This window comes from Chlorobiota bacterium (genome assembly GCA_016710285.1).
In the GTDB taxonomy this organism is placed as follows: domain Bacteria; phylum Bacteroidota; class Ignavibacteria; order OLB7; family OLB7; genus OLB7.
The window spans coordinates 2,692,773-2,708,342 of sequence record JADJXR010000001.1; the positions used below are offsets into that span (position 1 = coordinate 2,692,773).

The following is a 15,570-nucleotide window of genomic DNA, read 5'->3' on the forward strand; positions in this document are numbered from 1 at the left end:
CCGAACAACTTTTCTGCTGGCTGCAGGCACGCACATGCACACTATCCTGAGATTTCCACGGCACACACGGCTGTTGATTGCCACGCTACTGCTGGCGTTGTTGGCGGCGGCTTCGGCACAAGCGCAGCGGGGAACCCCGCCGAAACCGCCCAGCAAACCGCCAACAAAACCGTCCGAACCGATCATCAATGAAAAAGCGATGGAGGTGCCCCCGGGGGTGGACTCGATTGTGCAGTCAATCCGAAAAATGAAAGAAGACAGCGCCAACCCACGCGCTGCGGCAATCGTGCTGACCACACGCAGCTACAAGGACTCCATCGTCCTTCGCTGGGGGATTACCAAGCCTGGCGGGTGGGTGATTGCCAACAAGGATGGTTTCTACGTTGAGCGTGCCGAGCTTGACGACAGCCTAAGAATTGATTCCCTGAAAGGCTTCACCCCGCTCACCCCAGAACCGATCTTCCCGTGGCCGTTGGCCGAGTGGGAGAAGCGGGAGGCGGCCACCATCACCATGCGGGCGGTGGCTGCGCACGCGCTCTACGGCGAATCGTTCCAGCCTTCGCAGCAGGGGACCGTCTCCGCGCTTCGGAACCGCGCCGACGAGCTTACCAACCGGTGGAGCTTTGCGCACTTGGCCGCCGATGTTGACCCAATCGCCGCCGAAGGGCTGGCCCTGCGGATTGTGGACCGGAACGTGAAGCCCGGGCAGCGATACCTGTACCGCGTGACGAAGGCGTTTTTCGACAGCACCTACACCGTCTCCTCCGGCTACATGATGGCAGCGGCAATTGATGAGCCGCCGCAGCCCGCGCCAACCAACGCTACCGCCCACGACAAACAGGGCCGGGTGCTGATTACGTGGGATGCCACAACCCCCGATGCCCCTCCTTACTCCGCGTTTATTGTTGAGCGGGCCGAGCCAGGAAGCAACGAGTTTCGGGAGGTCAGCACCGAGCCGATTGTGGGGTTCCAGAACGAAGGGGCGCAGGACAGCATCCCCGAGGAGATGCGCGGGAAGGTGGCATTTGGCGACAGCATCCCGATGTACAAGCTGTACCGCTACCGGGTTCGCGGGCTAACTCCATTTGGCGAACGGAGCGGGCCTTCCAAAGATGTGTCCATTATGATCCGCGACCATGAAGTCCCGACCCCGCCGGTGGTGTTGGGGGCGCAGGAATCGGGACCGGGGGAGATTACGGTGACGTGGCGGGCCGGGGAAATTCCAAGCGACTTCAAGGGCTTCATGGTGGTTCGCAGCGATTCCTACGATGGCCAGTACAAGCCAATCCATAACGGAATGCTCCCCGCCAATGTGAATGCCTTCGTTGACAAATCACCACGCGGCGACACCACCAATTTCTACATGGTGCAGGCCTGGGACACCGCCGGGAATTTCTCATCATCGGTGGCGACCTACGGCTACCGGGTTGACTCGATCCCCCCCGCAAAACCGATTGGAGTGAAAGGAACGATTGACACCAACGGCGTTGTGAAACTGAGTTGGGCAAAAGGGAAGGAGAAGGACCTGCTGGGATACCGGGTGTACCGGACCAACTCCACCATCAAGGGGTATGAGTTTATCCAGATCACAAAGGAGCCAATTGCGGCAACGGCGTTTGTGGATACGATTGTGGTGCGGACGCTGACGACGGAGGTGTTCTACAAAGTGGTGGCGGTGGACCGGAACTACAACAACTCCGAGTTCTCCGAACAACTCCGGCTGGAACGCCCCGACCTTCTTCCCCCGGTCGCGCCGATGTTCACCGATGTCCTTGTCACCGACACCGCTGTCTATCTATCGTGGACCCCCAGCAGCAGCCGCGACGTGAAATCCCATTTCCTGTATCGCCGCCTTGCCGACAGCCGCGACACCACTTGGAAGCAGATCGGCAAAACAATGGCCCGCGCCGACAGCACCTACGCCGACCGTGACGTGAAGAAGCGAGTGGTGTATGAATACACCGTGGTGGCCCAGGACAGCACCGGATTCCGTTCGCCCGAAGCGGTCTCCTTCACCGCCCGGCCCTACGATGATGGAGTTCGCCCGCCGGTAACGAAAGTGAGCGTGAAAGGGGACACCACCGCCCACACCGCAACGGTAACGTGGGAGTATCCAAAACCGGCGGCGGGGGTGAAGATGCGGTTCATCATCTACCGCTCGGTTGGGGGTCAACCGTTGAAGCAGTACAAAGCGGTCCCGGGCGACCAGCGCACGTTTGTTGACACCGAAACCGAAATGGGTGGCCGCCACCAGTACGCAATCCGCGTGCTGTTCGATGATGATGGAGCCGAATCCACCCTAAGCCAAAGTGCCGAAACCAATATGGGCACGCCACGCCTGCGGTAGCGGGTCCGATCTTTATCGGGGTAGCGGCAGGTCTTTAGCCTGCCCAGTGAGATAGACGCCGAAGGCTAAAGACCTTCGGCTACCCTCCCCGACGGAGGTCGGGGCGGCTACCTTTCTCTTGCTCCCCCTCTCCGTCGGTTGCCGATGCGTTGCTCGGGAAAGAAGTCACGGAGAGGGGGTTGGGGGGTGAGGTTGGGTAGGAACCGGCGGAGTGAGCCTTGCAGAATAGGCTCGGGAAAATGGCGGGGGAAAGTAAATTGGAAGCGCAGGGGCGTGGCTGCAACGCCCGCCATTCGTCCAGCAACCGATTCCCGACCATCATGCTTAGCTACTCCGAATTCGCCCAACAACTGGTGGCCACCAACATCATCAGCGACCCGTGGCTGTATGGCGCGGAGCGGTTCCGGCTGGAGCCGGTGGTGCTGGATTCCGATCTGTTTGGGCGGATATGCCAAATGGCTCAGGCGGTGGGAAGAATGCACGATGAGCTGGCGCAGATTATCTGGAACGAGCCGCAGTTCCTTGACAGCTATTTCCACCTTACGCCATTCCAGCGCGGGATGTGGCTGGCTTCCGGCGGACGCTGGCACGGCATTGCGCGGGTGGATTGCTTCGTGCTGCAGGATGGCAGGGTCACCTTCTGCGAAATGAACAGCGACACCCCAAGCGGCGAAGCCGAAACCGTGCTGATCAACCAGCTGCTCCATCCATCCCACCACGAACTCCAGAACCCGAACGCGGAGTTCGAAGAACGGTTTGTGGAGATGGTGCTGGCTTCCGGTGCGTCGGTTGCTGTTGCTGGCGGGGGGAAGCCAACCATCGGAATCCTGTACCCCACGGACCTTCCCGAAGACCTTTCGATGATCGCGCTCTATCAGGAATGGTTCCAGCGGCGTGGGCATCGCGTGGTGCTGGGGTCCCCCTACAACCTGCACCGGTTGGCCGACGGAAGCATTACCATGTTCGATGTTCCAATCCACACCATGATCCGCCATTACAAGACCGATTGGTGGGGCGAGCGGCTCCCGATTTGGTTAGACGAGCCAGAGTTCACCGACCCCGACCCGCTGGCATCGCAACTGATTCCGCTGCTGGAAGCCGATGCCGAGGGGAGCATTGCCGTGGTGAATCCGTTCGGATCGGTGCTGACGCAGAACAAGCTGGCAATGGCGTTTTTCTACGATCATATCGAGCGGTTCACCCCCGCCACGCAGCGGGCGATTGTGGAGTATCTGCCGGAGACGCGGCGGCTGGATGATATGCCGCTGGGAATGCCCCGCCGGAACGATTGGGTGCTGAAATCGGATTACGGCTGCGAAGGGGATGAGGTGGTGCTTGGCCCCCATGTTAGCGATGCCGTGTGGGAACAATCGTTGCGCCAATCGGTTCCGGCTCGCTGGATTGCGCAACGCTACTTCCAACCGGAACTGATTGATGGCGCGGTGCCGAACTACGGTGTTTATCTGATTGCCGGCCAGCCTGCCGGAATCTTCACCCGCCTAAGCAAACAAGCCACCGACTACACCGCACTGGTCCCACCAACGTTTGTTCGCTGAAGAAATAACAAGGGTAGCCGCCCCGACCTTCGTCGGGGTAGCCGAAGGTCTTTAGCCTTCGGCGCCTCATGCACACACGGCAGGCTAAAGACCTGCCGCTACCTTGATTTTAGTCACACGGCAGGCTAAAGACCTGCCGCTACCTTGATTTCAGGTCACACGGCAGGCTAAAGACCTGCCGCTACCTTATCACCATCCCCCCAAAAAACTCCCCTATATTGCCTCCGCTTCCGAACCGTCAGATTCTTTCCCAACTCCCTCTCTCATGCACGCTCTGGACGACGACTCTACCTTTGCCGATCCTTCTTCATCGAACGCTCTTCAGCCGGGCCACCGCCTTCTCCGTTGGGGGATTGTTGTGGCGTGCGGCGTTGGCATTGCGCTGATTCCCGCGCCGGAAGGGATCAGTCAGCAATCGTGGAATCTGCTGGCAATTTTTGCGGCCACGATTGTTGGTTCAATCGTCCGCCCAATCTCAAGCGGTGCAATCGTGCTGATTGGGGTGGTGGCAACAATCATTGCCGGGGTGATGCCAGGGAAGGATGAAGCCGCACGCGTTGCCAGCGCGCTGAAAGGCTACGCGGACCCGATTGTCTGGCTGGTGCTTGCCGCCTTCTTCATCTCCTCGGGGATGGTGAAAACGGGGTTGGGGCGGCGGATCGCGTTGCTGTTCATCCGCGCGCTTGGCCGCCGCTCGATTGGGCTTGGCTACTCGTTGATCGCCACCGATATGCTTCTTGCTTCGGTGATCCCTTCCAACACGGCGCGCTCCGGCGGTATCATCTTCCCAATCGCCCGCAGCGTCTGCCACGCCTACGACTCCCACCCGGGCCCCACCGCTGGCCGGCTTGGTGCGTTCCTGATGCCGCTGCTGTATCAGTGCGATGTCATCATCTGCGCCATGTTCCTGACCGGCCAAGCAAGCAACGCGCTGATTGCCAAATTCGCCAAAGGGGAAACCGGGCTTGAGCTTGGATATGCCCAATGGCTTCTTGCCGCCATTGTTCCGGGGATTGTTGCGTTGCTGGTGGTTCCGTTCCTGCTGTATCGCATCAACCCGCCCCAAGTGAAGGAAACGCCCGACGCAGCAACCTTTGCCGATGGCGAGCTGAAAAAAATGGGGAAGATGGGCCGCTCGGAATGGATCATGCTTGCGGTGTTCCTGCTGATTGGAACCCTTTGGATGACCAAAGAATTCCACAGCATCCATTATTCCGCCGTGGCTCTGCTTGGCATTGCCGTGCTGCTGCTGGCGCGGGTGTTGGAGTGGGAGGAACTGATGGCCGAGCGGGAAGCGTGGGATGTCTTCATCTGGTACGGAGGGCTGGTGCGAATGGCCGAGGCCCTAAGCGAAAGCGGAATCACCCGCAAATTTGCCGAAGCCACCGCCACCCTTACGGGAGGTTGGGAACCGTGGGCCGCGTTGCTGCTGTTGGTGGCCATTTACTTCTACGCCCATTATGCATTTGCCAGCATCACCGCCCACGCCACCGCCATGTATATCCCGTTCATCGTTGTGGTGATGGCGGCCGGCGCGCCGCCGTGGATTGCGGTGTTGCTGCTGGCGGCGGCAAGCAACCTAAGCGCGGGGCTGACCCATTACGGCACAACCCCCGCCCCCATCTACTTCGGGGCCGGCTACGTCACCCAGCGGAAGTGGTGGCAGCTGGGGTTTGCGGCCACGGCCCCCGCGCTGATTATTTGGGGCACAATCGGAGTGCTGTGGTGGAAATTGCTGGGGTTGTGGTAGCGGGGGGGAAACGGCGGCTTTACGCTGATGCCGTCGCGCCCCCCTGCTTCGCCCTGACGGGCTACGCGTCCCCCCAATGCTGGGGGGAAATGGTTTATGGTGAATGCGCAGGCTAAAGACCTGCGCCTACCGTCATTGGGTATGCCGGCGCCTCCCCCAGAATTGGGGGAGGCGGGGAGGGGGCTGCTGCGGTGGCGGATTGGTAGGCACAATCGCTTCCCATATCACCCCCACCCAACCCTCCCCCGCTGGGCAGGGGAGGGCTTTCGCGGCGAAGGCTTCGCCTTCTTTCTCTGGCTCCCCCTCTCCGTCAGCTGCTCTGGCGTTGCTCGGGGACGAAGTCACGGAGAGGGGGTTGGGGGGTGAGGTTGGGTAGGGACAAGGCGGCATGGCCTTGCCGTCGCGCCCCCCTGCTTCGCCCTGACGAGCTACGCGTCCCCCCAATGCTGGGGGGAAATGGGTTGGTGCTGTTGATCGTTTTCTCACTGAATCCCAAGTCATTCTCTGTCGGCCCCCTCCCCCAGAATTGGTGGAGGCGGGGAGGGGGCTGCTGCGGTGGCGGATTGGTAGGCACAATCGCTTCCCATCTCACCCCCACCCAACCCTCCCCCGCTGGGCAGGGGAGGGAAGATGGTGCCGAAGGCTAAAGACCTTCGGCTACCTTCTCTTGCTCCCTCTCTCCGTCAGCTGCTCTGGCGTTGCTCGGGGACGAAGTCACGGAGAGGGGGTTGGGGGGTGAGGTTGGGTAGAGGCAGGTCTTTAGCCTGCCCAGAGGCCGAAGGCCGAAGATGACGCCGAAGGCTAAAGACCTTCGGCTACCCCGACGGAGGTCGGGGCTTGCTGCGGTGGCGGCTGCCATTGCGTTTGGTTGTTTCGCCCAACTCTTCCCTCGATTTGGCGCGTTGAAATGCGGCCCACAATCCATTCGGCAATTGGGTGCGTATGGGTTGGGCAATAACCACAAACCATTGGAAATGGAGGCGGCGTTCATCATGCAATTTCTCAACAGCACCGCGTTACTCTCGGCCCTGCTACTTGTTGGCTGCGGCGGCGAATCATATATCCGTCCACCAAGCCAGGAGCCATTCAGCTACCAACCCTGGGATTCGGTCCTGAAGCAGCACGTGGACAACGACGGCTACGTCAACTACGAAGGGGTGCGGTCCGACAGCGCGTTCTGGCGATTTGTGGGGATGCTGAACGGGGCAAAGCCATCGCAGCTTGGGAAGCCGGAGCAATTAGCGTTTTGGATTAACGCCTACAACGCGCTCACCTTCCAACTGATCTGCGATAATCTGGAGAAGGATGGGAAAAAACTTGCCAGCATTACCGACCTTGCCGCCGGCTTGGTGGGCGCGGTTAGCCCGCTAACCAGCCCGTGGGAATTAGAGGTCGCCAAGATTGAAGGAAAGACGATGACGTTGCAGCAAATCGAGGATGATTATGTTCGGAAATTAGGGGATGAGCGTATCCATTTTGCCATAAATTGCGCCTCCATCAGCTGCCCGAAAGTGATGCGGGAAGCGTGGACCGCCGAAAACATGGACCGCTTGTACGCCGAAGGGCGTGCGGCATATCTTAGCAACCCCGCCGAAAACCGTTTCAGCGGCGACACGCTCTATCTCTCAGAAATTTTCATCAGTTTCTACCCTGATGATTTTAAGAAGGCGGAAGGATCGGTGGCGAAGTACGTTGCCAAATACTGGCCAAACGCCGCCGAAGCAAAAAAAATAGCAGAAATACCCGATGCCAATATCCAGAAATTGAGCTATAACTGGGGACTGGTTTCGCAGGAAAATAAAAAAGAATAATGCCTATCAGAAAATGCTCATCGTGTGCAAGCAATACTCCAATGGTGGTATTGCTTGTTCTATTATCCACCCTCTCCTTTGTATCCTGCCAAACATCCAACGAACAATATTGGCCCGATAAAGAATGGGAATCGGCATCGCCAACGGCGCGTGGCATGGACAGTGCAATGCTGGACAACTTGGTGAATGCAATAAGCAACGAAGAATATGGCTATATCAAAAGCCTGCTGATCGTAAAGGATGGCTACCTGATTACGGAGCGGTATTTCCACGATGCGGACACCTCAATGCTGCTTCCCCTGTACTCCGTCACAAAAAGCATTTTAGGAATGGCGTGGGGGATTGCCGAACAAAACGGAGACGTTCCGCCAGTGGATACTCCAATTGAGAAAGTATTACCGCAATATTCTGCACTTATTCAATCCGAGCCTCTAAAAAGCAGGATTACCATCCACGATTTATTGACAATGACCGCCGGCATAGATTGGGTGGAAAATAATCTGCGCGAAGGGGAAATCACGGATGATTTCTATAACGTGCTTATGAGCCCCGATATGCCATCATATGTTTTAAGCAAAACAATGGTTGACACCCCAGGGATGTGGTTCACGTACAATAGTGGCTGCTCAATACTCCTATCCTCCATTTTTACCACTTCCTGCGGAAAGAAATTCGGCCAATACATCAATCAGCATATTTTCAACCCCATTGGCATTGACAGTGCTTTTTGCCAAGAAGTTCCCTCCCTAACAAATATGGCCAATGGCTTATTTCTTACATCAAGGGAAATGGCAAGGTTCGGGCTGTTAATCGCTCGCGATGGCCAATGGAATAATCAAGAAATTATTCCCCGCGAGTGGGTTCGGCGTGCCACCACTCCATCTGTTTTTTTCGATCAAAGCCTGTTGCTAACCGGCTATGGATACCAATGGTGGCTCACAAAGCAAAAATTATCCGTTGGCATTTGCGATACCATCACGGTGCACTCGGCACTTGGTTGGGGTGGGCAAATGATTGCGGTGGTGCCGAAATACGACCTGGTGGTGGTGCTCACCGCAGCACTATCTGATGATGAATTGGAGGAGAAACACCCCGTGTCAATTCTGTGGCATCATATCCTGCCAGCCATTATCGGCAAGCAAGCAAACGGTTCGGCAAGCCCACCCGTCATGGCCGCCCTGCGGAAGCCTGGCGCGGGTTGATTGGGGCAAAGAAAAAACCATCCTTCGGTGATTCCCAACGACTCAAATTCATCTCCCCGCTCGCTGGTTCTTGCTGCCGCTCCACAGGCACCGAAGAGGCGTGCTGGCATCGGAAGCCAACGGGATGCGGGAGCAAGCGAAGCCTCCCTCCGTAGGTGGGGATGTCATCCTTTGGTGGTGCTTTCAGGAAGTGGACTCTCCCGCTGTGAGTGACAGCGTACGTTGGTGTCCCTGAGCCATCAATATCACCAAGCCGGGTGATGTTGTCGAATCCGGTGTTGTATTGATAGACCAGATCAATGAGGGAATCGAGCGAGCGACCCGAGGTGTAGATGGATAGGAACGGGCTACAGAAGACCGCAACCTCATCAGCACCATCTTTATTAAGATCGCCGAGGAGGTGTGCAGGGTTGGCGACATTATTCCATGCGGAATTCAGGGTGTGAGGCATGGCAATGCGTGCCCAGGGTCTGAGGGGGAATCGTCCGTTGGCTTTGTCAAGGGAGTCTTTGCCGGGGCCGAACTGTTCAATGAGGCGTTGCCCTGGCTTGCCGGCATAGATGAGGACATGATGATTGGATTCGCTACCAGCGAGGACTTGGAGTTCTGGGATGGCATCTCCGGTCAGGTCGCTGAAGGTGGCCGAGAGGGTCCAGCCATCGGCGACGGGTCGGAGGGAGATGGCTTGGATGTTGTTGGTATCAACGACGTGGGCATCGTTGGAGCCATAGGCAATAGCGATGGTCTGCAAGTGGTTGCTGACAAAGACCCAATCCTTGTAGCCATCACAATCATGGTCGAACCGCCAGAGGTGGTCGTTGTTATCTGGTGGAGCGAACCAACTCCAATCAGCTTGTCGGCCTTTCCCCTTCCTTCCCCAACGTTCCCCTGCTTGGCCAAAGTAGGTGAGAATGTGCGGTAATCGCTTCACTTTCCCGGCTTCAAAGCCTGCTCCAAGATAGATCGAAACATCCGCTACACCATCGTGATTAACATCCTCCCCGAATCCAGTGTTGTTTGGTATGATCCACCGTGGATATGCACAATCTAAGTGTGAGGTGTCGTCATTGCTGTACAGCCCTGTAGCATTACCCCAATAGATGGCGACATAACCAATCAGATAGTCACTGATAACATTCCCTTCAGCCGTATCATACAGCAAACGGAATCGGCATGCCAGATCAAGGTATCCGTCAGCATCAAAATCACCGATGCCAGTGATATGGGTTTCGGTGTCAAGCTCTTTCGGTCCAATGCGCTGCCCATCTTCGGGTTTGGGGAGTTGGCGTTTCTTGCCATAGTACAGCAACAGTTCTTGTGGCCGCGCATAGTTGACGAAGGGGCGTTCGCAGCGATAGCGTTCAAGGAAGAAATCCTGGATGCCGTCGTGATTGATGTCGGGAGCAGGAACGATCCTGTGCCCGAACTCTTCGCCTCGGCTTGGGTCAATGCACGTTGGTAGCAGCCCCGTCATAAAGCCCCATTCTTGCATTCGTGCAACGGCTGGGTGGAGTGGGTCCACGCGGTCTTGGGAATGCGTTGTTTGCGCAGCTGCCAGCAAGCAGAGCAATAGCAGGGCCGGGGTCGGTAGGATGCGTGCTGCTGGTGCCGGAGCGCGGCTACGGCGTTGGCGAGTGGGTTGTGCAGTCAGGTTCATGGTCATCGTCCTCCATGTTGAGTTGTATAGATGAAAGGAATCTCACTACCGAAGCGGGAAGTAGCGAGTGTTGTTGCGGGCAACGTAAGGTGAGCGCTGCCAACAAGCAAGGGAAAAATCGGGGTCGGGAGAGAGTTGCTTGGCATGGGTTGTTGTTGGCTGAAGTTCATCTCCCCGCTCGCTGGTTCCCCCGCATCTACTCTGCTAACACAGGCAACTGGTGTTTTGTTAGCAGTAAAAAAATGGCCGCAGCCGCCCCGAAATGGAGGTGCTGAGCAACGTTCCCAAAGGTTGTTGAAGGGCGCGTGGTTACGCTTCTTCTTGCTCGGCTAATTTCATCTCTACTCGCGTGGCCTCGGTTCGTTTTCCCTGGCGTAGAAGCACGTCGCGGTAGAGTTCGGCGATCTCTTCGTCGTCGGGCATCGCGCCAAAGGCTTGCTCCAATAATTCTTCGGCGTTCGGCAGGTCCCCTTCCTTTGCCAGCAAGGTTGCCACGCGGATTAAGGTCTCCCGCACGGTGTTCTCGTAATCTTCCCGTGCCGACTCGAAGAACTCATCATAGAGTGTGGGGAAAGGGACCTGGCCGCTGCCAATGCGGAGCGCGGCGGCAATGGCCGGAACCGCCCGCAGCAACGCCCCTTCTTTCAAGGCTCGGGTCGCTTCTTTCAGGTGCTGGTTGGCCTCCACGATGTCAATCCATACCGCGTCGCGGTTCAGCTCGGGAATCTCTCCGGTGGTGTCAACGGCTTCGCTTCCAACAACCTCGCGCAGCCGGAACACCGCAAAGTTCAGCGACTTCCGCACCTTGTCGGGGTCGCGCTCGTTGCCGATTGCCAGCGCCACAAACTCACGGTGGGAAAGGGGGCGGGCAAGCATCTGGTTTGCGGCCATCAGCCCCAGCAGTGTGGCAAGCTGCGCGCCACGGATACGCTCCGGTTCTTCGCCCGGGCGTTGCACCGTGATGGTCCCAAACATCATCACTTTCACCCGCGTTTCGGCTGCCTCGTTGCTGGCCAGTTGCTCGGCCTCGCGCTCGCGTTGCAGCGCGGCAAGCCGCGCCCGGTGGGCGGTAAGCTCCCCTTTGCTAAACGCGTGGCCGAACTCCTTCAGCATCGGGGCAATCATGGCGGGAAGCCGCAGCCGCTCAAGGTGGTCCACCGCACGCTTCAGCCCGTCGTGAAGAGCGCGGCGCAGCCGGTCGGGAAGGGCTTTGAACTCCTGCGGCATGGTGCCAATCAACCGGAACAGAACATGGGTTGCCACCAAGTCATCAATGGCCAGTATCGGGTGGCGCACGATTGCTTCGGCAAGCTCCTGAATTGCTTCTAGGTTGGCAGGGGTGGCGGCCACCTGCTGCTGCAATCGCGCAAGCAGCTCGATTGGCTCGCGCAGGTTGGTGGCGGTTCCTTCAATTTCGTTGATGGGATCGTTATCCAGCAGGTAGGTAAGGGTTACGGTAAGGCTGTCGTTGCTGACCCCGAACTGTTCGCGCAGCTGCTGGGCCGCTTGGTGTTCGGCGCGGAGCAGCGCGGTCCGTATCAGGATGGATCCCGCAAGCTGGCGCCCCGGGGCTTTCAGTGGCTGGGGAGAATTGGCGCAGACTTCTTCGGCTTGCGTGGCAAGGGTGGCAAGGTCGCCACCAAGCATTGCGTTGGCGTTCAGCGTCACAAGCTGGCAGCTCATCACCTCCGGCCGCAATCCAAGCTCGCGGAACAGGGGAAGGTAGCGGTCCGCGTCGGCAAGTATCTCATCCACGCGCCCGATTTCGTGATAGAGGCCAATCTTCTGAATTCGCAGATCGGTCTTCCGGTTTGGGAGTGTTTTTTCTTCAAGTTCGGGGATGGAATCCAGCCGCCGTTGCAGCTCCGCCTCGGTTTGGTACAGCCAGAACAAATTGGGGGAGACGCCAACGAACGCGCTGTGGGCAAAGCCCTCTGGGGTGGCGGGATCGTTCTGGAGTTCGTGCAGTTTCCGTTCCACCATCCGCATCAGTTGGGGGTCCCGCAGGGTGCTTGCGGCACGGCCCAGATCAATCAGGTTTCCGGCGTAGCGCATGTGGTATCGAAGCGCGGGGAAGCGTTCCACCACTTGCTCAACTTCTTTCCATTGCTCGGCCAGCCGTTCGGGGTGTTTCCGGCGCAGCATTCTTCGCTGAAAGATCAGCACGGCAAGGCGATACTCACCCCACGTTTCATCAATCGGTTCGGCGGTTAATTCCAACATCCGCTCCACCAGCGTGGTGAACTCCGGGGCTTGTTCGCGCCGCAGCAGTTGCAGCCGGTAGCGGATCAGCGTTGCCTCAAGCTCGCGCTGGGCAAGCTCCTGCAGCCCCAGGCGGATCTGCGCTGCCAGCCGCGAGGCAATCTCCCACATCACCAGCGAGGAACGCCACATCGGGGTGCCATCCACAACAAAGGCAATGGTGAGGATGGACTGGATTGCCTCCAAACAGGTGGCGGCATCGGCGGTGACGGAATCAAGATGCTTCCCCAAAATTTCCAACGGGAGGATGGAGTACAGGGTACTTTTCTCGGCAAGCAGCCGCACGATCATCGTGGGGTCGTGGGGGTGGTTCTCCACAAAGTGCCGGTGGATCAAGTTGTGGGTGAATGCCAGCGGGGTCCCGACGGCGCGGTGTTCGGCAAGGGAAGAGGGGGAGGCGTTTGGGGTAGAAAGAATCCCTTTGAAGATCAGCGGGTTGATTGCTGCATCAAACGTTGGCAGCAGCTTCGCGGCGGTTTCGCGGGCGAACACCTCGCCCAACACAGCCACTGTTGCTGCGGTGGCTTTTTCTGATTCCGTTAAGTGGGCAACCATCCCCTCGGACAGGAGCCGGACGTTCCGTTCCAGTTGGTCGGCAAAGGCGCGGGTATCAATGGCAACGCTGGCAGCGGCGCGCCCCCCCGCCGATTGGGCCGGGCGGACCGCACCACGCAAGGCGGACCGGACCGCCATTGCGTTCCCCAATGTTTTTTCGGCAAGGGTTCGGATTGCCGATTGGTCCAGCGAGTTGCTGCCGAAAATTTCCGTGCACATCGCTGCGATGTCGGATTCGCTGATTCCGGTAAGGTGAAGTTCGTCAACAAGAAATCGCTCAATCAAGCCACGCGCGGCAAGGGTGACGGGGCGTGCGGTGAGAAGGATGGAGAGGGGTTCATCGGCAAGGCGTTCCAGCAGCGGGGCAAGTTCGCTTACGCCATCGCCATGAAGGACGTGGGCATCCTCCAGCACCAGCAGCGTTGGCCGAAGCCCGCAGATGCGAATGATTGCCGAGACCACTCCCGATAACGTTTCTTCGGGATCGGATTTCAGCAGTTGCTGGGCCGCTTGGTTGCGGGAAACCGCACGCGCCAGCAACGCCGGGAGCGGGGTTGCTGCGTCGGGATAGAACCGGGCCTGCATCACCACGCCGCCGGCAAGGGAAATCTGCGAGGCGGCTTCTTCGGCCAAACGGCTTTTCCCCACGCCGGCTTCCCCCACAAGCATCATTGTTCGCAGCCCGTGGGCATCGAAGGTCTGGCGCCAGAATCGGAGCACTTGTTCAAGTTCAGCTTTCCTTCCGGTGAAAGGGAGCAGGCCGTGGTTCAGGAAGTTGATAAGTGCGCGGTCCATACGTCGGGAATCGGATGTCAGTCGTTGGGAAACGGATGTTGGGAATTGGCTCTGCTGTCCATCTCTATTTTCTTCAACAATCTACAAATCAATTTCTCGGAAATCGCTTTTGGCGTTTGCTGCAATCGGTTTTCCATGAACCGATAAGTGCGGCGGCTATCTTGGTTAGCATGGTTCGGAACCGAAGTTGGTCCGGGCCGAAAACAACACACCAACACAACAAAGGAACAGACCGATGAAAACGACAATCAACGCAATCCTTCGCTTTTGCATGATTCCGGCAGTGCTGACGGCAATGATCGCTGCCGCAGCGATTGCCCAGCCAGTGCAAATCCCGCTATCGAACGGCACGCAGCGCCCGAAGCCAACGCGTGACATCACCGCAACCGGGGATTTCCGGATTGTTGGCGCAACCCAAACGTTCGGGGTGAACTACGGCGGGACGATCACGCTGAAAACCAGCGACCTGAATTTTGTGGCCAGCACAAAAAAGTACTCGATGAATATGGTCTATACCATGACCAACAACGGCAATGCGGGAACCGGCTTGTTCAACAATCGGCTTGCCGACAACGGTGTTGGGATAAGCGGCGTAACCGGCCAATCGCTGAACGCCGGGCAGACGAAAGCCGTTACCCACTCGAAAGTCCAGCTTTCCGAGGGGACCCACGTCATCACCCTGATGCTGGACGACGCGAACTCCTGCGCCGAAACGGACGAGGGGAACAACACCTTCAAAGTCACGGTGGTGATTGTTCCGTAACCTGATTAGATAAAGAGGGGTGATTCCCGAACCAGCGGACAGCAGCGTTGCTGTCCGCTGTTGTTTTCCAGCCGCCAAGTGGGCTTCACCCCCAAAAAAAATCTTTCCGACAAGCAGTTTTCCGCAAACCGATAATCGTTTCCCCGCGAACCGATAACCGCTTCCGCTATCTTGATTCCATGCCTGATGACAACGGGCAACCACAACCACCAACACGAACAAACGGCCCCCACACCAACGGGCCGCAGCCACACCAAACGGAAGGACCCCGGAGCTTCGGCACCGGTGAAAGAAAGAGAGAGAGCACGCAGCGGCACACGGAGAGAGATGCCGCTGCCAGAAACAGCAGAGAGAGACAGACAGAGAGACAGACAGAGAGAGAAACGGCACAGAGAGAAGCCGCACGGAAAGAAATAGCACAAAGAACCACCGCCACAAAGTCGGCTTCACCACAGCCGCAAGAAGACGAAAGGGAAGAGAGAGGAAGGAAAAGAGGCCAGCAACAGAGAGAGAACGCTGGCCTTGCTGAACGCAAACCACCACCAAAGCAGCGGCAGCACCACACCCTGCCGGCAGCACAAAGAGAACGGGAGAAGCGCGACGGAGAGAGAGAGAGAATAGAGAGACTTTTCCCAACACCACGCCATTAAGTTGTGCCTCACCAATCCGCTGGGAAGCCTTGTGCAGTAAGGCTTCCCAGCTTTTTTGTGGGAGTGAACCCCCACCCAACCCTCCCCCGCTGGGCAGGGGAGGGTTTTTACGGAGGGGTCATGACTTTTTCTTGCTCCCCCTCTCCGTTAATGATTAAAGCGGTGTTCGGGGAGGAAGTCACGGAGAGGGGGTTGAGGGGTGAGGTTTTGTAGGAACCGGGG

Annotated in this window: 8 protein-coding genes; 6 read left to right on the plus strand and 2 right to left on the minus strand. The window is 58.0% G+C overall.

What is annotated here, in order from left to right:
• The first annotated feature begins 34 nt into the window (after positions 1-34).
• The 5 genes from IPM61_09785 (at position 35) to IPM61_09805 (ending at position 8,666) form a co-directional block, all read left to right on the plus strand.
• The gene (locus tag IPM61_09785) at positions 35-2,347 is read left to right on the plus strand and encodes a hypothetical protein (GenBank protein MBK8911604.1); all 2,313 of its coding nucleotides are present in this window, start codon (positions 35-37) and stop codon (positions 2,345-2,347) included.
• 320 nt (positions 2,348-2,667) lie between these two features.
• Complete coding sequence (locus IPM61_09790) at positions 2,668-3,903, plus strand: glutathionylspermidine synthase family protein (GenBank protein ID MBK8911605.1); 1,236 nt, start codon at positions 2,668-2,670, stop codon at positions 3,901-3,903.
• 265 nt (positions 3,904-4,168) lie between these two features.
• Positions 4,169-5,653, plus strand: a complete 1,485-nt coding sequence (locus IPM61_09795) for a DASS family sodium-coupled anion symporter (GenBank protein ID MBK8911606.1) — start codon at positions 4,169-4,171, stop codon at positions 5,651-5,653.
• 992 nt (positions 5,654-6,645) lie between these two features.
• Positions 6,646-7,464 (plus strand): DUF547 domain-containing protein, encoded by an 819-nt coding sequence (locus IPM61_09800; protein ID MBK8911607.1) that lies wholly within the window; start codon positions 6,646-6,648, stop codon positions 7,462-7,464.
• A gap of 41 nt (positions 7,465-7,505) precedes the next feature.
• Positions 7,506-8,666, plus strand: a complete 1,161-nt coding sequence (locus IPM61_09805; protein ID MBK8911608.1) for a serine hydrolase — start codon at positions 7,506-7,508, stop codon at positions 8,664-8,666.
• Here IPM61_09805 and IPM61_09810 read toward each other — a convergent pair.
• Both IPM61_09810 and IPM61_09815 read right to left on the minus strand, forming a co-directional pair.
• Positions 8,632-10,158 (minus strand): hypothetical protein, encoded by a 1,527-nt coding sequence (locus tag IPM61_09810; GenBank protein ID MBK8911609.1) that lies wholly within the window; start codon positions 10,156-10,158, stop codon positions 8,632-8,634. The genes IPM61_09805 and IPM61_09810 overlap by 35 nt on opposite strands.
• A 474-nt stretch (positions 10,159-10,632) precedes the next feature.
• On the minus strand, positions 10,633-13,935 hold the full coding sequence (locus tag IPM61_09815; protein MBK8911610.1) for an AAA family ATPase: 3,303 nt from the start codon (positions 13,933-13,935) through the stop codon (positions 10,633-10,635).
• Between the two features lie 235 nt (positions 13,936-14,170).
• Between IPM61_09815 and IPM61_09820 the strand changes: the two genes are divergently transcribed.
• Positions 14,171-14,698, plus strand: a complete 528-nt coding sequence (locus IPM61_09820; GenBank protein ID MBK8911611.1) for a hypothetical protein — start codon at positions 14,171-14,173, stop codon at positions 14,696-14,698.
• The last annotated feature ends 872 nt before the right edge of the window (positions 14,699-15,570 follow it).

Bases quoted from the DNA above. Each gene is read 5' to 3' on its own strand.
- IPM61_09785 (MBK8911604.1), top strand. From the start codon at position 35: ATGCACACTATCCTGAGATTTCCACGGCACACACGGCTGTTGATTGCC.
- IPM61_09790 (MBK8911605.1), top strand. From the start codon at position 2,668: ATGCTTAGCTACTCCGAATTCGCCCAACAACTGGTGGCCACCAACATC.
- IPM61_09795 (MBK8911606.1), top strand. From the start codon at position 4,169: ATGCACGCTCTGGACGACGACTCTACCTTTGCCGATCCTTCTTCATCG.
- IPM61_09800 (MBK8911607.1), top strand. From the start codon at position 6,646: ATGCAATTTCTCAACAGCACCGCGTTACTCTCGGCCCTGCTACTTGTT.
- IPM61_09805 (MBK8911608.1), top strand. From the start codon at position 7,506: ATGGTGGTATTGCTTGTTCTATTATCCACCCTCTCCTTTGTATCCTGC.
- IPM61_09810 (MBK8911609.1), bottom strand. From the start codon at position 10,158: ATGCAAGAATGGGGCTTTATGACGGGGCTGCTACCAACGTGCATTGAC.
- IPM61_09815 (MBK8911610.1), bottom strand. From the start codon at position 13,935: ATGGACCGCGCACTTATCAACTTCCTGAACCACGGCCTGCTCCCTTTC.
- IPM61_09820 (MBK8911611.1), top strand. From the start codon at position 14,171: ATGAAAACGACAATCAACGCAATCCTTCGCTTTTGCATGATTCCGGCA.